3 protein-coding genes are annotated in these 3,535 nt (G+C 40.1%); all 3 read right to left on the bottom strand.

The annotated features are described in order from the left end of the window. Positions 1-392: carboxypeptidase-like regulatory domain-containing protein (locus tag VKY50_RS10455; RefSeq protein WP_324301584.1), on the bottom strand; the 392-nt coding region annotated here is incomplete at its 3' end. Between the two features lie 85 nt (positions 393-477). Further along, complete coding sequence (der, locus tag VKY50_RS10460) at positions 478-1,782, bottom strand: ribosome biogenesis GTPase Der (protein WP_324301586.1); 1,305 nt, start codon at positions 1,780-1,782, stop codon at positions 478-480. A gap of 230 nt (positions 1,783-2,012) precedes the next feature. Continuing rightward, positions 2,013-3,535 (bottom strand): choice-of-anchor I family protein (locus tag VKY50_RS10465; RefSeq protein WP_324301588.1); only part of this gene is annotated, 1,523 nt, incomplete at its 5' end.

Consider the following 3,535-nt stretch of genomic DNA (forward strand, 5'->3'; position numbering starts at 1 on the left):
AAGGTATCTTTCTTTATCACAAGTGGAATCCGTTCTCCTACTACACTCACCCCCTCAAGTTGCTCCGCTTGAAGTTCCAAGGCTACAGACCCTAATGTGATCTTCTTTTGGTCAAGCTTAAGTTGGCGTACATCAGGTTTATACCCATTATAAGTAATAAATAAATTTAATGCATCACTGCTTGTGCGCGCATCAAGCACAAAAACTCCGTTTTGATCTGTTATCGTATAAGCCACCATGGAACTATCCCTTACAGACTCCACATAAACTGTCGAAGCCTCTAAGGGTTCTTGGGTATCACTATCGATGACTTTACCTGAAATTTGATATTCTTGCGCAAAGACGCGCAAACCTATAAGTAGGAATAAAAGTAACAGTTTTGATTGATGCATAGCAATAGTTTTGTCCAAAATAAGATAAATACATAAACATTTAATAGTAATACTTACTATTTAATAATACTTTAACAAGAGCTTCCTATTTCTTTCTAAAGTATACTTGGATAGGCACTCCATTAAAATCAAAATTGCTACGAAGTCTGTTCTCAATAAATCTTCTGTAAGGTTCCTTAACATACTGTGGTAAATTGGCAAAGAACGCAAACTGAGGTGTTGGAGTTGGTAGTTGTGTACAGAACTTAATTTTTACATACTTCCCCTTTTGTGCAGGGGGCGGTGTATTGGCTATAATAGGCAGCATCACATCGTTTAGTTGTGAGGTACTAATACGCTTAGTTTTATTTTTATATACTTGTACCGCAGTTTCAATGGCTTTGTAGATGCGCTGTTTAGTAAGCGAAGAAATAAAGACAATAGGGACATCGGTAAAAGGTTCAATCTGTTTTCTGATATAGGTTTCGAATTCTTTAACCGTATTGGTATGCTTCTCTACAAGGTCCCACTTATTAACTAAGATTACAATCCCTTTTCTATTTCGTTCAGCAAGCCAGAAGATATTTAAATCCTGTCCTTCAAAACCGCGAGTCGCATCTAATACTAAGATACAAACATCACTATGCTCAATGGCACGAACCGAACGCATCACGGTATAAAATTCTAGATCTTCTTTTACTTTGGATTTTCTACGAATTCCTGCCGTATCAACCAGATTAAATTCAAACCCATAACGATTGTATTTAGTATCTACACTATCACGCGTAGTTCCAGCGATGTCCGTAACAATGTAACGATCCTCCCCTAGAAGAGCGTTTATAAAGGATGATTTCCCCGCATTAGGACGTCCTACTACAGCGAATCTTGGCAGCTCATCTTCTGCTATCGCTTCATCCTCTGGCAAAGCCTCTACTACAGCATCTAGTAATTCACCTGTACCACTCCCGTTTATACTAGAGATGGTATAATAATCTCCAAGACCTAAGGCGTAAAATTCTGCAGCATCAGCAACTCTCATCGCACTATCCACTTTATTCACCGCCATAAATATTGGCTTATTAACTTGACGAAGTAATTGCGCTACTTCCTCATCCATCCCTGTAATTCCAGTGACTACATCCACTACAAATATGATAGCATCGGCTTCATCCATCGCTAGCTCTACCTGCTTATCGATTTCTTGTTCAAAAATATCGTCACTTCCAACGACATATCCACCCGTATCAATAATAGAGAACTCACGACCATTCCAGTCTGTTTTCCCATAATGTCGGTCCCGTGTTACCCCACTAATTTCATCAACAATGGCATCTCTGCGTTTGATCAATCGGTTAAACAAAGTCGATTTCCCAACATTTGGTCTCCCTACTATGGCTACTATAGCACTCATACTTATAATTTTATTGGGCAAAGGTAATTCTATTTTTTTAGTTTTTAACCCAAGAATTTACACTGTCAGGATGCTAGAAAATTCAACTATGTAAAAACAATCCCCATTCTAGGGCTTAGCCTATTAGAGAATGTACTTTAAATACATTAAAAGGGCGCCAGGAAATCTCCTGACACCCCATTGAAAAGAAATCAAATTAAACAATCTTCTAGCTCTTCTAATTCAATATCTTAATTCTGGTATATGGAAATGGTTCCACTATCTTCGTTGGTGACCACTAATAGATCTCTTTCATTAGGGCTATCTGCAGCCGAAATGGCCAGCACTCCTTCCGGAGCATGGTCGCCAGCTCTTTCTAATATCTGTAAAAACACTGGCGCACTGGGAATGCTAAAATCATACACTATGACTTGACTATTCCTCTCCAAGCCAACAAATAAAAGCGTCTTATCCCCTATTTTCAAAAGTTCTATGGCCTCTGGCTCCGCTCCTTTGTCATCACTTCTACCGTCGACCTCTCCTTCATCGGCATTAAAACTCCCAGGAGTATGATCAAGGACGGCTTGAGCAATAATACTACCGCTATCATATACCAATTCCCCAGTGGTCGACCATATGCTAAAGGATCGTCCACCATAGGCGTATATTTCATCGTAATCGCCATCCCCGTCTATATCTCCCATCGTGGTGGTTGTCTTAAGTCTCCCTAAATTCTCTTTAGCTTGCAAGGTGGCAGCCTCTGGAAATTTCGTTGCGTCCAACATTAGATCAGCAACTCTTGCCTCCTCAGAAAACCCGTCATAATCTCTTGCATCTCCTTCATTGGCAGTGATTAAGTATCCTGTACCATCGATATTAGCGTACTTTATTGCATCAGGGAGGTACATGCCAAACACAGGCCAGTTTTTAAGTTCAGTGACCCCATCCTTATCACTAGCATCTAACATATTTTCAGTTAACCTATGATCTTTAAAACCAAAAGGATGGATGGCCTCTATTTCTTTGGACTCCAGGTTCACCTGAGCCATTGCGTTATTCTCCTGTAAAGTTACCCATGCTGTCTTCGAGTCATCTGAAATGGCCACATATTCAGGTTCTACATCCTGAGCTAAGGTGGCACCAGGACCAAAAACCCTAAAACCACCTTCAACTAATTTACTCAAGATATTGTTAAAGGCCTCGAAATCCAGGGTAGAAACCACCCCAGAACTAACCTCAATAATACTAATACTCCCTAATGGATCAATCAAATAATCTGAACTCGGCTCTCCTTCATTGGCCGTTACGATATACTTACCATCTGGAGAAAACATCACCATATCAGGTAATGCTCCAACACTATAGCGCTCAAGGAGGGCATTTGATTCGGTATCAAACAAAAGCACACTTCCGTTTGCTTGTTTATTGGAACCTTCCACAGCTATGGCCAACTGCTTTTGGTGAATGGAAACACTATTTGGAGTTCCTGTAGCACTTACATCGATCACTTCGCCTTCTATCGGCTCAGAAGGATCTGTTAGATCATAGGTGATAACGGCATTCAAATCTGGATTAACAGTAAACAATTTTTTAGTAATTGGATCGAAAGCGGAAATCTCTGTAGTCCCACCAGCGGCAATGGTGGTGAGATGTTCAAAACGAATTTCTGGATCAATTGGATCGACACAACAATCATCCTCATCGGACTCACAAGCAATAAAGCCTAGACTAATAGCCGTAAAGAGAAATGCATTTTTGAATTTCATTGGTTGGG

The sequence above is a fragment of the Galbibacter sp. genome, from assembly GCF_035306585.1.
In the GTDB taxonomy this organism is placed as follows: domain Bacteria; phylum Bacteroidota; class Bacteroidia; order Flavobacteriales; family Flavobacteriaceae; genus Galbibacter.

What these genes read in the sequence shown, in the direction of transcription:
- der (WP_324301586.1), bottom strand. Translation starts at nt 1,782, where the DNA reads ATGAGTGCTATAGTAGCCATAGTAGGGAGACCAAATGTTGGGAAATCG.